Origin of the sequence: Ekhidna sp. (genome assembly GCF_965221965.1) — a bacterium.
Classification (GTDB): Bacteria; Bacteroidota; Bacteroidia; order Cytophagales; family Cyclobacteriaceae; genus Ekhidna.
In genome coordinates this window covers 939,783-954,236 of sequence record NZ_OZ244926.1, presented here as the reverse complement: position 1 = coordinate 954,236, position 14,454 = coordinate 939,783, and the positions used below count along the sequence as shown (strand labels likewise).

17 protein-coding genes are annotated in these 14,454 nt (G+C 40.2%); 7 read left to right on the top strand and 10 right to left on the bottom strand.

The features are described 5' to 3' along the window. Window position 1 precedes the first annotated feature (1 nt). The 6 genes from sufD to ACOQON_RS04710 all read left to right on the top strand — a co-directional run bounded on the left by sufD (window position 2) and on the right by ACOQON_RS04710 (window position 4,149). Window positions 2-1,180 (top strand): Fe-S cluster assembly protein SufD, encoded by a 1,179-nt coding sequence (gene sufD / locus ACOQON_RS04735; RefSeq protein ID WP_420577778.1) that lies wholly within the window; start codon window positions 2-4, stop codon window positions 1,178-1,180. After that, the gene (locus tag ACOQON_RS04730; protein ID WP_420577777.1) at window positions 1,180-2,415 is read left to right on the top strand and encodes an aminotransferase class V-fold PLP-dependent enzyme; all 1,236 of its coding nucleotides are present in this window, start codon (window positions 1,180-1,182) and stop codon (window positions 2,413-2,415) included. The genes sufD and ACOQON_RS04730 overlap by 1 nt, the downstream gene beginning before the upstream one ends. After that, window positions 2,415-2,846, top strand: coding sequence for a SufE family protein (locus ACOQON_RS04725; protein ID WP_420577776.1), 432 nt, complete (start codon window positions 2,415-2,417; stop codon window positions 2,844-2,846). Before ACOQON_RS04730 ends, ACOQON_RS04725 begins: the two co-directional genes overlap by 1 nt. Further along, the gene (locus ACOQON_RS04720; protein WP_420577775.1) at window positions 2,843-3,175 is read left to right on the top strand and encodes a DUF59 domain-containing protein; all 333 of its coding nucleotides are present in this window, start codon (window positions 2,843-2,845) and stop codon (window positions 3,173-3,175) included. The genes ACOQON_RS04725 and ACOQON_RS04720 overlap by 4 nt, the downstream gene beginning before the upstream one ends. A gap of 29 nt (window positions 3,176-3,204) precedes the next feature. After that, on the top strand, window positions 3,205-3,621 hold the full coding sequence (locus ACOQON_RS04715) for a BrxA/BrxB family bacilliredoxin (protein ID WP_420577774.1): 417 nt from the start codon (window positions 3,205-3,207) through the stop codon (window positions 3,619-3,621). A 72-nt stretch (window positions 3,622-3,693) separates the two neighbouring features. Next, complete coding sequence (locus ACOQON_RS04710) at window positions 3,694-4,149, top strand: pyridoxamine 5'-phosphate oxidase family protein (RefSeq protein ID WP_420577773.1); 456 nt, start codon at window positions 3,694-3,696, stop codon at window positions 4,147-4,149. Between the two features lie 9 nt (window positions 4,150-4,158). Here ACOQON_RS04710 and ACOQON_RS04705 read toward each other — a convergent pair whose 3' ends face one another. Beyond that, window positions 4,159-5,385 carry a thrombospondin type 3 repeat-containing protein gene (locus ACOQON_RS04705; protein WP_420577772.1) on the bottom strand — a complete coding sequence of 409 codons (1,227 nt, stop codon included), beginning with the start codon at window positions 5,383-5,385 and terminating at the stop codon, window positions 4,159-4,161. 190 nt (window positions 5,386-5,575) lie between these two features. Between ACOQON_RS04705 and ACOQON_RS04700 the strand changes: the two genes are divergently transcribed. Beyond that, window positions 5,576-6,208, top strand: a complete 633-nt coding sequence (locus tag ACOQON_RS04700; protein ID WP_420577771.1) for a hypothetical protein — start codon at window positions 5,576-5,578, stop codon at window positions 6,206-6,208. Window positions 6,209-6,432: 224 nt separating this feature from the next. On the opposite strand, the gene ACOQON_RS04695 is transcribed toward ACOQON_RS04700, so the two are convergent. The 9 genes from ACOQON_RS04695 to fabD form a co-directional block, all read right to left on the bottom strand. Then, window positions 6,433-6,975: a porin family protein gene (locus ACOQON_RS04695; RefSeq protein WP_420577770.1), complete on the bottom strand. Its 543-nt coding sequence runs from the start codon at window positions 6,973-6,975 to the stop codon at window positions 6,433-6,435. A gap of 102 nt (window positions 6,976-7,077) precedes the next feature. Beyond that, complete coding sequence (gene nqrE / locus ACOQON_RS04690; RefSeq protein ID WP_420578677.1) at window positions 7,078-7,692, bottom strand: NADH:ubiquinone reductase (Na(+)-transporting) subunit E; 615 nt, start codon at window positions 7,690-7,692, stop codon at window positions 7,078-7,080. A 22-nt stretch (window positions 7,693-7,714) separates the two neighbouring features. After that, window positions 7,715-8,428: an NADH:ubiquinone reductase (Na(+)-transporting) subunit D gene (locus tag ACOQON_RS04685; RefSeq protein WP_420577769.1), complete on the bottom strand. Its 714-nt coding sequence runs from the start codon at window positions 8,426-8,428 to the stop codon at window positions 7,715-7,717. After that, the gene (nqrC, locus tag ACOQON_RS04680; protein WP_420577768.1) at window positions 8,425-9,174 is read right to left on the bottom strand and encodes an NADH:ubiquinone reductase (Na(+)-transporting) subunit C; all 750 of its coding nucleotides are present in this window, start codon (window positions 9,172-9,174) and stop codon (window positions 8,425-8,427) included. The genes ACOQON_RS04685 and nqrC overlap by 4 nt, the downstream gene beginning before the upstream one ends. Beyond that, window positions 9,161-10,351: an NADH:ubiquinone reductase (Na(+)-transporting) subunit B gene (locus tag ACOQON_RS04675; protein ID WP_420577767.1), complete on the bottom strand. Its 1,191-nt coding sequence runs from the start codon at window positions 10,349-10,351 to the stop codon at window positions 9,161-9,163. Before ACOQON_RS04675 ends, nqrC begins: the two co-directional genes overlap by 14 nt. Window positions 10,352-10,357: 6 nt before the next feature. Beyond that, window positions 10,358-11,716: a Na(+)-translocating NADH-quinone reductase subunit A gene (locus tag ACOQON_RS04670; protein WP_420577766.1), complete on the bottom strand. Its 1,359-nt coding sequence runs from the start codon at window positions 11,714-11,716 to the stop codon at window positions 10,358-10,360. 140 nt (window positions 11,717-11,856) lie between these two features. Further along, window positions 11,857-12,747 carry a 4-hydroxy-3-methylbut-2-enyl diphosphate reductase gene (locus ACOQON_RS04665; RefSeq protein WP_420577765.1) on the bottom strand — a complete coding sequence of 297 codons (891 nt, stop codon included), beginning with the start codon at window positions 12,745-12,747 and terminating at the stop codon, window positions 11,857-11,859. Next, window positions 12,737-13,402 carry a (d)CMP kinase gene (gene cmk / locus ACOQON_RS04660; RefSeq protein ID WP_420577764.1) on the bottom strand — a complete coding sequence of 222 codons (666 nt, stop codon included), beginning with the start codon at window positions 13,400-13,402 and terminating at the stop codon, window positions 12,737-12,739. Before cmk ends, ACOQON_RS04665 begins: the two co-directional genes overlap by 11 nt. Window positions 13,403-13,550: 148 nt before the next feature. Beyond that, the gene (gene fabD, locus ACOQON_RS04655; protein WP_420577763.1) at window positions 13,551-14,429 is read right to left on the bottom strand and encodes an ACP S-malonyltransferase; all 879 of its coding nucleotides are present in this window, start codon (window positions 14,427-14,429) and stop codon (window positions 13,551-13,553) included. Between the last annotated feature and the right edge of the window lie 25 nt (window positions 14,430-14,454).

The window sequence follows — 14,454 nt, the reverse complement described above, 5'->3', positions numbered from 1 at the left end:
CATGAGTGCACCCGCGATATTAGAAAACCTTGAAAATACTTTTAAAGGCAATGAAGTGCAGAAAAAAGCACTTGATATGTTGAATGAAGTCGGTCTTCCTCACAGGAAGTCAGAAGCGTACAAATTCACACCTATCACCTCTACACTAGAGAAGAATATCGATTTTTCCGCGCAGGGCAAAAACATTTTCAACTCCTCGTTCCTTTATGAGGAGGAAGGTAGTCATCTGGTATTCATTAATGGTGAGCTTTCGATGGAGCATTCAAATGTTTCCGATCAACTAGAACTGGAAGTAGCTGAGGTTTCTGAAGGAAAACATGACCCATTCAGTTTGCTCAATGCCACATACGCGAAAGAAGAGATAAGAATTAATTCCGGATATGAGAGCCCTGTTTTTATCTATCATTTCAATTCTAATGGCTTTTCTAATCCGAGAATAAAAGTGTATGTGAAGGATGGTCACACTTTCAGGATTATAGAAAAGCTGATCACTCCGAATGACTGCAAAACATTCACGAATTCATACATTGAATTTACTGTAGGTGAGAACGCATTTGGATATCATACCAAGGTCCAGAACTATAACGATCATACATTCAGCCACGAGACAGTCTTTGCTCACGTAGCAAGAAATGGACAGTTTTTCAATAACACATTCTCTTTCGATGGCGCGATGGTAAGAAACAATCTGACCATTAATCTGGAGGATGAGAATTGCGAAGGACACATGTATGGACTTTTTCTATTGGATAAAAAATCACATGTAGATAATAATACTTCTGTTGATCACCTGAAACCAAACTCATTTAGCAATGAACTATACAAAGGCATTCTGGATGAGAAATCAACAGGTGTATTTAACGGTAAAATCTACGTGAGACAGGATGCTCAGAAAACGAATGCGTTTCAGTCAAACAATAATATTCTGCTATCAGAAGATGCAACACTTCACACAAAGCCTCAGCTGGAAATTTGGGCTGATGATGTGAAATGTTCTCACGGGTGCACCTCAGGTCAGTTAGATGAAGATGCTATCTTTTATCTAAGAGCAAGAGGTATAAATGAGAAGAATGCAAAAGCCATGTTGCTCAATGCGTTTGCAGCTGAAACCATGCGTCAGGTAAAAGTGGTTTCTGTAAAAGATGAAATCCAGGAATTGATTGATAAAAAATTAGCGTAATGCCCACGGTCACTTCCACGCTCGACATTCAAAAAATCAGGAGCCAGTTTCCGGTACTTGATCAGGAAGTGAATGGAAAGCCGTTGATCTATTTTGACAATGCGGCCACATCTCAAACCGCAAATCAGGTCGTCCAATCGTTGATCCAATTCTATCAAAAAGATCACGCAAACATCCATCGTGGTATTCATACGCTGGCTGAGCGCTCCACAAAAGCTTTCGAAGAAACCCGAGAGCGAGTACATGAATTTATCAACTCAGGAGAAGCTGATGAGATCATATTTACCAAGGGTACCACAGAGAGTATTAATCTGGTAGCCCAGTCATGGGGAACAAAATTTTTAAAGGAGGGAGATGAAATCCTTATTTCACAGCTTGAACATCACTCCAATATCGTACCATGGCAATTGGCTGCCGAGCGATCCGGTGCTGTTATTAAGGTCATCCCAATCAATGAAAAAGGAGAAATTCGTATGGATGAATACAGAAATCTCCTTAGTGACCGAACAAGATTGGTGGCCGTCAACTATGTTTCTAACTCACTTGGGACAATAAATCCCGTAAAAGAAATCATTGAGGCCGCCCAGGAAGTAAAAGCTATCACGCTGATTGATGCTGCTCAAGCAGCTCCACATATTAAAATTGATGTTCAGGAACTGAATTGTGACTTCCTTGCACTATCCAGTCACAAGATGTATGGACCAACGGGAGTTGGTGTCTTATATGGTCGCAGGGACCTGTTGGAAGCCATGCCACCGTATCAAGGCGGAGGTGAGATGATTAAAGATGTTTCATTCAGCGGCACCACATACAATGATATCCCGTACAAATTTGAAGCCGGCACTCCAAATATTGGAGAGGTAATCGCTTTCAAATATGCGATGGACTTCATAGATGAGTTAGGGCATGAACATATTCAGACATACGAGCATGAGTTGCTGGAGTATGCAAACAACAAACTAAGAAGTATCCCAGGCTTTCGTCCGATAGGCACAGCTGATGAGAAGGCCAGTGTAATCTCCTTTCTAATCGACAATGTTCATCAGTACGACCTGGGACAACTATTAGACGCAAGAGGGATTGCTGTGCGTACCGGGCACCACTGTACTCAGCCTCTAATGGATCACCTTGGTATTGACGGAACTGTACGTGCCTCTTTTGCAGTTTACAACACGAAAGAAGAAATTGATGTGTTTTATGACGCATTAGTCAGTATTATAAAGAAATTTGGTTGATGGATCTTATCAAGCAACGTCAGGAGGAGATCATAGAAGAGTTTTCCATGTTAGCGGATAATATGGAAATGACGCTGGATTATATCATGGAGCTGGGAGGTGAATTGAGTCCTCTTGCTGAAGAAGATCGCATCGAAGATAACATTGTAAAAGGCTGTCAATCAAAAGTTTGGATGACTGCTGCCCTGGAGAATGATCGCATCCAATTTAAAGCCGATTCCAACACAGCTATCACAAAGGGCTTGGTTAGTTTATTGGTTCGGGTTTTGAATCAATCTTCTCCACAAGATGTTATGAACGCAGAAATCTACTTCCCAAAACAAATAGGGATGGATAGGTTTATCGGAACACAAAGATCCAATGGATTTGCAGCGATGATCAAGCAAATGAAGATGTATGCGCTGGCACTAACAGCAAAACAAGAATCATGAGCGAAACAAAAACAAACAACGACACTCTGGCACTGAAAGAAGATATCATTCGGGCGATTAAAAATGTGTATGATCCGGAAATTCCGGTAGATGTATACGAGCTTGGATTGATTTATGAAATCAATATTCTTCCGGTTAATAACGTGGAGATTATTATGACATTAACGTCTCCCTCCTGCCCTGCAGCTGAAAGTTTGCCGGGAGAAGTAGAAGCCAATGTGAAAGCCGTACCAGGTGTCAATGACGTGAATCTAGAATTGACCTTTGATCCGCCTTATGCCACAGACATGATGTCTGAAGAGGCTAAGTTGGAACTGGGTTTTATGTAAAATTTCAAATCAACAAAACAATAACGAATATGTATCCACCGGAATTAGTAGCTCCGATGAAAGCACAGCTTACTGAAAATGGATTCCAAGAATTCACATCAGCAACCGAAGTAGAAGACCATTTAAAAGACCACAAAGGAACTTCTTTAATGGTGATCAACTCTGTATGTGGCTGTGCAGCCGGCACTTGCCGTCCTGGTGTTTTGCTCTCACTTGAAAAGTCGAGTAAAAAACCGGATAACCTTACAACAGTATTTGCGGGTTTCGACACAGAGGCAACTCAAAAAGCTCGAGAGTTTACCCTTCCATTCCCCCCATCTTCACCTTCTATCGCATTATTCAAAGATGGTGAGTTGGTTCATATGGTAGAGAGACACCACATAGAAGGACGGTCAGCTGAAATGATCGCTGATCACCTGGAGCAGGTATACGAAGAATTCTGCTAAACAAAAGCATTAAAAAATATAAAAGCCTCATTCAGAAGTTGAATGAGGCTTTTTTTATAAATTCATGAAATCGTGAATAAAGAAATCAGAGACTATATCGATAAAAGTGTCTTGTGCTGGCTCGCCACTGCCACACCTTCCGGAGAACCCAACGTTTCCCCGAAAGAAGTATTTGCTGCTTATGGTGATGAAATCATAGTAGCTAATATCGCATCCCCTCAAACGGTAAAAAACATCAAACAAAACTCACAGGTGTGTATTAGTTTCATTGATGTCTTTGTACAAAAAGGCTATCAGATCAAAGGTGAAGCTGAGATTGTTACACCTGATTCGGAGGGATATACTGAGATGGAAGCTGAATTATTGAAGCTTACAAATGGTGAATTTCCTTTTGTTTCTATAACCAGGATCAGTATTAAGCAATCAAAAGCTATAATTGCTCCCAGATACATACTTTACCCAGACACCACAGAGCAGCAGCAAGTGGAAAATGCTCTGAAAACCTATCACGTACAATCAGTTAAGTAAACCCCTCAATCAATTATCTGAACCAAAATAAGAGGTAAATAAGGTTTCCAACTCATTAATGAAGTCCTTATAGTAAGTCGCGGCATCCTTCGTAGATCCATTCTTAAATTCAAGTAAAACAATTACTTCCTCATCAGAGCCTTCCTCGAGCACCACATCAGCTATCTTGATATCATTGTATAGAATTTGAAGATCCAAAAACGAATTAATTTGCGCAATCGTAGGATCCGTAATATTCAAGATCGCAGGTATTCCCCCGGCTGATTGAATGGAAAGATCATTGGTATAAAATGCAAAAGATGCTTCAAGTAAATCTTGCTCTGTTAAGTTCTGATAATCAGTACTTGCCAGCTCAGCTTCAGCATGTATGCCAGTGGCACATACATCAGTATCATCTGAAAAATCTAAATCCACTGTAAACTCAGTCCCTGAATTATTTTCAACCACTAATGATAGTGTATATGGATTGACATACAATCCTAAATCAATTGCAACTGGTATTTGAAAGTCAGCATTATTGGCATACTCAACACTATTCAAATCAACAACTACAAGATCCTCTCCATCTACGGTAAGTGATACATCGACCGATGTAGGCAAGTAAATTGGTTCTTCGCCAATGGTCACTTCAGTATCTGAATAGTTTTCAATGATCAATTGTCCATTATTTGATGCCTCCGAAGGACTTGTTGGGAACCTAAGAACAATTCTGCTATTCTGATCTTCTGTCCTTGTCCAAGTTCCATTTGAATGCTTGTACTTATATGTTCCCTCAAACAGATCAATATCAAACCGACTTTCATCGGTTTGAGGTACAACTTCTGATAATCCATCAATTAGGCCTTCTACCCATTCCAGATTGAGCGTATCACCATCAGAGATACCCATGAAATCCGTCAGCACGGTCTCTATAGCCAGACCATTTTCAAAAGTCTTAATACATTCTAAAGTTGCATCCAGGGCAACTTGAATATTTTCCTTATCTTGAGCTACTGTGGTGGGTACATCATCGCAAACATCCCCAATTCCGTCTTCATCTGAATCCTCTTGATCCGGATTTGCTGTTTCAGGACAATTATCATTCTCATCGACTATTCCATCTTCATCAGAATCCGGAAGTGGTGGGTCCTCACTATCTTTCGAGCAAGAGATAAATATGATAAGCGTCAAAAAAGTGGCAATAAGAAATGTAAACTTCAATACTTGTTGAGCGGATTGGGTGATTCGTTCTTTCATGATTATGACTAATTAGCGGGTAGTAGCTTGATATTGAGCTATTTAACTGATAAAGTTCGTGAAAAAAAATTAAAAATTGTATTCACATAAGATTTTTTTGTGTTTACCGTCGTTGGCCTTAATACTTACAAGTCGGGAATGAATATCTTCATGTTCTCTTAAATAAGAAGAGATCTTCAGAAATTATTAAATGATGAACCACCGATTATTCGAAATTATATCAGTTTTCATTACTGCTCTCGGAAAGTTTATTTTCTACGATATTCTAAACCAACGATTGATTTTCATCTTATTAATGTTCGCTTTTTGGAGTAGCTATATCTTTTATCGGGTGCGTCACTCCCCTGATATTTTAAAGATTTGGGGGTTTAGGGTGGATAATTTTTTAAATGTCCTGAAGCGAATCCTTCCATTTGGACTTCTATCTATATTAGCTTGCATATCCATTGGATCTTTGCAGAATACCATAAACTTACATTGGCACATTATCCCCATCCTTATTCTCTATCCTATTTTTGGAACACTACAGCAATTTCTATTAATGGCTCTAGTTGCTGGCAATCTGCAGGACTTGAATAGGTTCCGATTTCATTCCATCATAGTTACTACATCAATCCTATTTGGCTTTCTTCATTACCCGTATTGGTGGTTGGTCTTTGGGACATTTTTGTTAGCACTATTCTATTCTTATATCTATCTGAAAGTACGAAATCTTTACGTACTTGGTATTTTTCATGGATGGCTCGGTGCAATTTTCTACTACACTGTGGTAGATAAGGATCCGTTTATCGAAGTTTTCGGACCAATATTAACTACCATTTAATCTTTTGGCTTAATAAGGGTGAGGGCATGTTAGGTTTTTATAATGGAAACCTAACTGTGAATAGAAAGCGTCAAATAGTGATTATTTTAGGCGGGATAGTTTTGGCCATCTTGTTGATACTTTCAACCATTCGGACCGAAAGCTGGCAATCTGACATTAGTCCTGCGTCACAAAAAAAGCCGAAGCAAAACACCCCGGCTCTTTTTGATAGTCTATTATAATTTTTACTTTCCTAGCTTGAAAAGAGTATACCCTACAGATAGTTGAAACATACGGTTTTTCACATCTGTGCCTCCAGATTCATCATTGATATCAGATAACCCCAGCACATATCTTGCTGTAAAGTTTAAGCCAAATGGCGCATCCCAACCTGCACCGATTGCTGCTGAAAGATCTGATCCTTTCAATGTATCTTTTAAATCATTTCCCGCATCATCTTCAGCGTTTAGTAGAATTCCAAATTGAGGTCCTGCCTGAAGGTTTAGACCAGCTGCCAAATAAAACTTTAACATCACTGGTACATTCACGTAGTTTAAATCCACTCCATCAGAGCCTTGTTTTGAGAAAAGTATTTCCGGCTGAATCCCAATCTTAGTAAACTTAAACATTCCATAAGCACCACCATGATACGAAGTGATGGACTCAGCTCCATCAATATTCGTATTTGCAAAGTTTGCTCCTGCTTTTAACCCTAAGCTCACTGATGCCTGGCTAAACGCAATTGCTGAAATAAGTACGAGAGATAAAGTAAGTAAAGTCTTTTTCATAATGTGTTTGTTTTGTTGTTAGTAAAGAATACTGTGAGATACACCCAAAATATGGGCACAAAAAAAGGGTGTTAGACACCCTTTTTTAAGATACTTTCTGTCTCATAGGGCTACCCCAATGAATGATTTAAAGGCAAGTCCCATTAGTCCGGTTATAAGCATGGTTATTCCTAATCCTTTCAATCCATCCGGCACATGAGAATACTTCAATCGTTCTCTGATAGCTGCGAGCGCAATGATTGCCAGGAAGAATCCCGTTCCGGAACCAAACCCGAAAGCAGTAGCCTCTACAATGGTATAATCTCTTTGAACCATAAATAGTGAAGATCCAAGGATTGAACAATTCACGGCGATCAACGGAAGGAAGATTCCCAGTGAACCGTAAAGGGAAGGTGAAAACTTTTCAATGACCATCTCAACCAATTGCACCATAGCTGCGATAACCGCAATAAAGATGATGAATTGAAGGAAGGTTAAGTCAATACTTGCAAAATCAGCTCCTAACCAGCTTAATGCACCTTCTTTCAATACATTTTCCTGAATCAACCAGTTGATTGGCACAGTAATGGTCAATACGAAGATTACTGCCATTCCCAACCCAAAAGCCGTTTTCACTTTTTTCGACACAGCCAAGAATGAACACATACCTAAAAAGTATGCAAAGATCATGTTGTCAATGAAAATGGCCTTTATTGCTATGTTTATTGCTTCCATAATTATTTTCTTTCTAGCACTAAAATCAGTGCTCTACGTAACCGTTTTTCGTTCTTTGCACCCAAATTATCACACCTAGAATGATGAATGCCCCTATGGAGTCAACCATCAATCCATTTGTCTGAAGTGAGGTTCCAAATAATCCACCCAATGAACCATATACATCAAATTCCAGCGGTGTACCTACGAATACCGTTCCACCACCTAGAAGCTCTCTAAAAAAGGCTACTACCAAAATAATCCACGCATATCCAAATCCACTTCCAAATCCATCCAGAATGGAATCATATGGTTTGTTGGCCATCGCAAAGGCCTCAAGACGTCCCATTACAATACAGTTAGTAATAATCAAACCCACATATGCTCCGAGTACTTTATACATATCGTAACTATATGCTTTCAATACTTCACTAACAAGTGTCACCAGTGTGGCAATAATTGCTAGCTGAACAATGATCCTGATTCTATTCGGAATCATTTTTCGCATCACTGAGGTGATCAAATTCGAAAACACAATCACGAATATCACCGCGATCGACATGATCATAGTCGGCTTGAATTGTACGGTTACCGCCAGAGCGGAGCAGATACCTAATACCTGAACAGTGATGGGGTTATCTTCATTCAACGGATCCGATACAATTCTCCTTCTCCGTTTTGAGAATAATGGTTCTGCAGGCTCATTTGATTTGAGCTCTACAGCTGATTCTTCTGATACTTCTGCAATATCGGTACTCATAGACTAGCCGTTTTTTGAGATTTCGTTTTTTCAATGAATGCAGAATAGCATTCTAAATATTTTTCAAGCATGGCATTTACACCTTTAGCTGTCATAGTAGCTCCGGAGAGCCCATCTACTTCATGTTCACCAAGACCTGTATTTCCTTCTCCTTTTACCATAGTAATACTTACAAGCTCACCTTTATCGTTGTAGATCTCTTTGCCTACAAATCGATTTTGAACGGTTGCTTCTGTGATTCTGGCACCAAGACCGGGAGTTTCACTTTTATGATCAAAAGCAATTCCTTTCACCGTATTCAAATCCGGACCGAAGGCCACATAACTCGAGATCCAATCCCATAGACCAGCACCAAAAGTTGGGAAAATGTATGCGTCAACAGATTCTCCGCTTTCGCTAAACATAAACACAGGATAAAGCCGATCCTGTGGATCCAGCTTATAGTTCTTTTGAATATTTACTTTTTCGGCAACTACCGGATTGCCTTTAGCATCCTTTGTCACTTCATTTCCATTGATATCCACAACTACTGATCGTACCTTCTGGTTGTAGGTGTTTAGAATTTCATTAGGATCTTTAATGCTGGAGATGTCCATCACAGCTCCCAATATCTTCTTCTTGGTATCCAGTTCTACCTGCTTGTCCTGCAATGGCTTCAGCCCTACTGAGGTAAGGGATAACGCACCTCCAAATACCACCGTGAGTCCGATGGCAAATAGAATCACATATAAATTAGACTGTCGCACGTTTTAATCTTCGTTTTTTGTTTGCTTCTACTACGTAAAAATCAATTAGCGGAGCGAATACGTTCATAAACAGAATCGCCAACATGATACCTTCAGGATATGCAGGATTTATTACTCGAATCAGCACAGTGATTACACCAATTAAAAATCCATATATCCATTTTCCTACTTCTGTATGTGAGGCACTTACAGGATCAGTCGCCATGAAAACAGCACCGAAAGCCAATCCACCAATTACCAAGTGATAATAAGCTGGCATCTCCATAAAACTGTTACCTCCTGTCAGGTTGAACAAACCTCCCATGGCCAATGTTCCAAGTACCACACTCAACATTATTTTCCAACTTCCTACTCCTGTGAAAATAAGAATTAGAGCTCCGATTAAACACATAAGTGCAGAAGTCTCTCCAATACTTCCAGGAATAACTCCTATAAACATGTTCCAGAAATCAAACATGCCAGCATACCAGTGATTTCCGGCAAGCTCCAACATATTCGTTCCATTGGCTGCTGCTTCAGCTCCATATGCTAATATTGTTGCACCAGAAAATCCGTCTACCGGGGTTTTATCACCAAAATACGTCCACACGTCACCGGAAATGTCAGTAGGATAAGCAAAATACAGGAACACCCTGGCTGTCAATGCGACATTCAGGATATTCATTCCGGTTCCTCCAAAAACTTCTTTTCCAATAACCACTGCAAATACTGTTGCTAGTGCTACCTGCCAAAGCGGAATTGTTGCTGGCATAATCAACGGTATTAGCATTCCTGTCACGAGGAAGCCTTCTTCCACTGGGCGCTGATAAATAACGCAAAAAGTAAACTCTGTGAACAAACCTACACCGTAGGAAACAACGATAATCGGCACCACTTTAAGAATACCGATCCAGAATTTATCAAGAATGCCAGCTTCCACTCCAGTCGCGATAAAATGCTGATGTCCAACGTTCCACATCCCGAAGATGAGACATGGCAGCATCGCTATTATCACCGTCATCATTACACGCTTTAAATCAGTAGCATCCTTAATCTGGGTGCCCTTTTTGCCTGTAATGATATCCGGAGCAAAAAAGATAGTTCTGTGACCCTCATAGATAGGATAGAACTTTTCGAACTTCCCACCTTTTTCAAAAAGGGGCTTTAAATCATCAAATTTTTTCTGCAAAAACTTCATTCCTGCTTATCCTTCTTTAATTAAATCAATTCCTTCTCTTAGAATCTCCTGAAGCGGATTCTTAGACACGTCTACAAACTCACACAAAGCCACATCCTCCTCAACTACTTCATAAATACCAAGGGCCTCCATATCATCATAATCCTCAGCCATGATCGCTTTGAACAGATAAGTTGGAAGTATATCCATCGGCATTACATCCTCAAATGTGCCCGTCACTACAAAATTTCTTTCTTCGCCGTGAGTGTTTGTGTCTACTTTAAACTCCTTACTCTTTCCATTGAGGAATGTCAACATTCCAAAGGCTTTATGGAAGCTTAGTTTTTTTGTGGATGGCATAATCCATCCAAGAAATTCTTCCTGATTTCCTTCCGGAATTACTGTGATCTGGTTGTGATAATATCCCAGAAAACCTCCCTGTCCAACACCTTCTCCGGTAAGTACATTGCCTGAAATAAATCTATTTTCAGAACCTTCAACTGCCAGCTTATTAAGGCAAGCTCCAGCATACATTTTTGCATAGCCTCGTTCCTTCATTTGGGAACCAGTCAAAGCCACTAATCTTGACGTGTCGTAGACACCCTCCAAAAAGAGTTTACCAATGAGAGCAACTCCAACCGGATTTACCGTCCATACAACATCTCCCTTCGCAATTGGGTCTATGTGGTGAATTTGAACTCCAACATTACCTGCTGGGTGCGGACCGGTAATTTTGTTCAACTGAACATTTTTTACTTGAGAGAACAACTGTGAAACTTCAGCTTTCCCGTCTACATTCAGATGCACTGTTCCGGCAGTGAATTTTTTCAAAATATCAATTCCAGCCTGGAAGTATTGCTCTTGCCCATTTAACACATAGGCATAATCCGGAGCTAGCGGACTGGAATCAAAGGTGGAGATAAAAATTGCTTTCGGGGCATCATTTGGATCTGCAATTATTCCATAAGGTCTCTGAATAATGTTGGTCCAACCACCTGATTTTTTTAGTTGCTCGAGCACATCTTCTTTGGAGACACCACTAATCTCAGAAGCAGAATAGGTTTTGAATTTTTCAAACTCTATTTCTTTGTCGGCAAGTATTTTAACTTCAAGCACCTTTCTTTTGGCTCCACGCTTGATTTCTACAACCTCCCCGCTAACAGGTGAAGTGTATAGAACATCCTCAACATTTCTTTCGAAAAAGAGTGGTGAACCGGCTTTCACATTATCTCCTTCTTTGACCGTCACTTTTGGACGATTCAAACCACTAAAATCAGTCGGTTTTAGAGCGTAGATATCCGGCTGAGGTACATCTATAGTTTTATTTTCGGCCTTTCCGGCCAGGTTTAAGTCAAAACCTTTCTTCAGCTTAATTGTCTGAGACATATTTCTTACTTGAGAGAACGTCTTAAAAAACGAGGCAAACTTAATCAATATCGGATTTAACCCCCGTCAAAATTCCAATAAAAAAAGGGTTTATTCACCTTTGAAGAAGAAACTGATTTTTATTCGTTTGGTTTGAATTATTAAGCAGTTACAGGCTCATTTTTCCTGAGGTAGTCTGCCACCTGCTCCATTAACCATGTAGGGGTGGATGTTGCACCGCAAATTCCCACTGAATCTCCTGATTCAATCCAGCTTAGGTCAATCTCTTTTTCATTTTCCACAAAATAGCTTCGTGAGTTGTTGGACAGACAAACATTATAAAGAGCTTTACCATTGGAGCTCTTCCTACCTGCCACAAAAATGATCACATCATGTTTCTGAGAGAATTTAACCATGTGTGGTTCCCTGTTGGATACTTGCCTACAAATACTATCATTGGCGTTAAAGTCCTCCTCGACAGATAGGAGTCCCTCCCTTTGTATCCGCTTTTCAATCTCTTCTTTGATGGAATAAAATCCTTTTGTGCTTTTTGTTGTCTGAGAATAGAGTGTTATAGGTCTGGAAAAATCAATCTTATCCAAATCATCCGGACCAGTGATAATAATGGCTTCATTGGACGTTTGGCCAGTCAGACCGATTACTTCTGCATGGCCGGGCTTACCGTAAATAACCAACTGTCCGTCTTTGTGCTTGGTCAGATCGTAAGCATTTTTCACTCGATTTTGAAGCTTCAGTACTACCGGACATGATGCATCCACCAACTCAATATTGTTCTCGATAGCTATCTGATAAGTTTCAGGTGGCTCACCATGGGCACGGATCAACACTTTACAATTATTCAAATTCTTCAATTCTTCTCTGGTAATTGTCCTTAGACCTTTATTGTAAAGTCTTTCTACTTCCATGGAATTATGAACAATATCACCCAGGCAATAGAGCTCTTGCCCTTCTGCCATCTCATCTTCGGCCATTTGGATGGCGAACTCCACCCCAAAACAATATCCCGAATTTTCGTCTATCTCAACCTTCATAAATTATCGATTCTGCCATTTCAACAATCTTATCGATCTGTTGATTCAAAGTTAAATGAGAAGTATCAATCTCTTTAGCATCATCAGCTTTCCTTAATGGACTATCCGCTCGAGTACTGTCGATCCTATCCCTTTCCTTCAAATTAGCTTTAATAACTTCCAGATCTTCATTCATCCCTTTTTTCACCAATTCCTTTCTTCTTCTCTCCGCCCTGACCTCCATATCTGCAGTCATAAAAACTTTCAATTCAGCTTTTGGGAAAACTACAGTACCAATATCACGTCCATCCATGACAACACCTTTTTTTTCGCCCATTTTTCTCTGCTGCTCTACCAATTTGTGCCTGACCTCAGATATCGCGCTAACTTTACTCACGTACTGGTTTACCTCCATTGTACGAATCTGGTGATCTACGTTTTCACCATTCAATAAAATGGACGAACCATCAAAAGTGATGGAACATTGATCAAGATTAGCATTGACTTGATTCACATCTGAAAAGTCAATCCCATTTTGCAGGAAAAAATATGTTACTGCACGATACATTGCTCCACTATCAATATAGGTATAACCCAAGCGAGTAGCGACTTGTTTAGCTGTAGAGCTTTTCCCTGTTCCGGAGTAGCCATCAATGGCTATAACGATCTTTTGCATCAACAATCTTTAATAGGGCAAGGTATTGGCTTGCCCTTTTTTATTTTCTTGTTGTTTTTTTTATGAGATGAGGATGGGCCCTTTTTGCAACCATCTACTCCGATGAGAATTACTCCCAGAAATAGAATTAATATGGCTTTGTTAAACCTCATGAAATCCCTGAAACTTCCATTTCTCTATCCACTTTTTTCACCAATCCCTGCAACACCTTGCCTGGCCCACACTCAGTAAAGCTAGTGGCACCATCAGCAATCATATTCTGCACAGACTGTGTCCATCTTACTGGAGATGTCAACTGCAAAACGAGATTCTTCTTAATATCGTTTACATCCGAATATCCTTTTGCGTCTACATTTTGATAAACAGGACATTTAGGGTCATGGAAGTTAGTGTTTTGAATAGCATCTGCCAATTCTTCGCGCGCCGGCTCCATCAATGGTGAATGAAAAGCTCCACCTACTGGTAACACCAGTGCTCTTTTTGCCCCTGCCTCTTTTAGTTTTTCGCATGCTGCATTAACAGCTTCCACTTCCCCGCTGATCACCAATTGACCCGGACAATTGTAATTTGCTGCAACGACGATTCCGGCAGTTTCCTCACAAACTTTCTCAACGACATTATCTTCCAGTCCTAAAACTGCGGCCATGGTAGATTCCTGCATTTCGCAAGCTTTTTGCATGGCCATCGCACGCTTGGAAACCAATGAAAGGCCATCTTCAAAGCTTAACACACCGTTCGCAACTAAAGCTGAAAACTCACCCAAAGAGTGACCCGCCACCATATCAGGATTGAAATCATCAGATGTTAATGCAGCTACGACACTGTGAATGAAAATCGCAGGCTGTGTTACTTTGGTTTGTTTTAGCTGCTCATCTGTTCCGGAAAACATGATGCTCTTGATGTCAAATCCAAGTATGTCATTGGATCGATCGATCAACTCTTTAGCAGATGAGTGATTATCGTAAAGTTCTTTGCCCATGCCTGAAAACTGGGCTCCCTGTCCGGGAAAAACGTATGCTTTGCTCATAGGTAAATGTTTGTTCGCTGCAAAA